Raw genomic sequence first — 1,484 nt, forward strand, 5'->3', positions numbered from 1 at the left:
GTCCCGAGCTGGACGGTGCAGAACTGGTCGACGTTGCCGTCTTTCCCAGCGAGGGAAAGGCCGGAGCCTTTACGTCTTACTATCCTGACGGACTGGCTCAATTTTTCGACGAGATGGAAACCGCGATCTCCGATGCCCGCGCGCGACACGGCGTGCGGGTGTTCAACATGAGCCTCAACATTCTTCAGCCTGCAGCACCCGATCGCTATAGCCCGCACGCCGCACGTCTCGATAGCATCGCCGAGACAAACAACGCTGTCATTTTCATTTCGGCCGGCAACATCCAGCCACAGGATGTTCGCGCGGAGTGGCCAAACGATGCCGCCGCAGCCCTAGTCAACCTTGCCAATGGACGTAATGACGGCTTGCTCACGCCAGCAGAGAGTGTTCGCAATGTCGCCGTTGCAGCGCTCAATCCGCCCGGTCACGGTGATTGTCTGCCTTTCGCCCCGACTCGTTTCAGCCGAAGAGGGCCAGGCCTACGCGCCGGCGTCAAACCTGATCTTGCCCATGTTGGTGGCGCGGGCACTTCGGATTTAGTTCTCGGTCATGGGCTATTTTCGATCCTTCCCGATGGAAGCATAGTTGACGGTTGCGGAACGAGCTACGCAGCGCCTCTCGTCGCAAAGACCGCTGCAGCGCTCGATCATGCTATCGAGGGCGAAATTTCACGCGAGAGCCTTATAGGCCTCCTTATTCATCACGCGGAAATTCCGGTCCTGCTGAAGTCGAAGACCCTCGCACCGATTGCTCGACAAATGGTTGGTTTTGGCATGCCGCCATCGGCAGATCGAATTCTGGAGACCGGCGAAAACACCATTACGCTGGTATTTGCATCGCGCATCCAACGCGGCCAACAGATCAACTTCGGATTTCAATGGCCAGCCTCGCTTGTTGGGCCTGGCGGCAAATGTCGTGGACGCGCCAAACTGACCCTCGTCTCCACCCCACCGTTGGACGCCCGCTTCGGTTCGGAGTTTGTTCGCGTCAACATCAACGCAACGCTGCAGCAGCAACAGGCCGATGAGGGATGGGAGGGTCGGCTTGACCCGCTCTACCTCCCGTCGAAACGCGGGGGGCCGGCTTTTGAAGCAGAATTGATCGAGCACGATTTGAAATGGAGCCCTGTAAAGGTTCTCGAAAAGGAATTCCCGCGAGGAGTGGGGCCATCGTCAAACTGGCGCCTCTATGTCGACTATGTGCTTCGTGCTGGCGAAGTCATGCCCGAAGAGGGCGTTCCATTCACGGCAATAGTAACGATTAGTGATCCTGAGGGGGAAATGCCGGTGTTCAACGATATGCGCCAAAACCTCCAGGCACTCGGAGCCCAAATATCAGACATCCGTACTGCTGCTCGCATCACCCCCCGCGTCTGATGTCCTTGTCCGGCCAAATGAGAATGCAGGAAATTCATGGGTGAGATGTTGAGCAACAATTGCGTCTTGGTGACCGACACAGAGAAGGATTTCGTGGAGATCGAACTC

General features: G+C 57.1%; 1 protein-coding gene. It reads left to right on the forward strand.

Translation table 11 applies throughout. From position 1 onward, the window contains the following. Positions 1-1,376 (forward strand): S8 family peptidase (locus tag EOA38_RS36420; protein ID WP_145966288.1); only part of this gene is annotated, 1,376 nt, incomplete at its 5' end. Positions 1,377-1,484 lie beyond the last annotated feature (108 nt).

This window comes from Mesorhizobium sp. M1E.F.Ca.ET.041.01.1.1 (assembly GCF_003997355.1).
GTDB lineage: Bacteria > Pseudomonadota > Alphaproteobacteria > Rhizobiales > Rhizobiaceae > Mesorhizobium.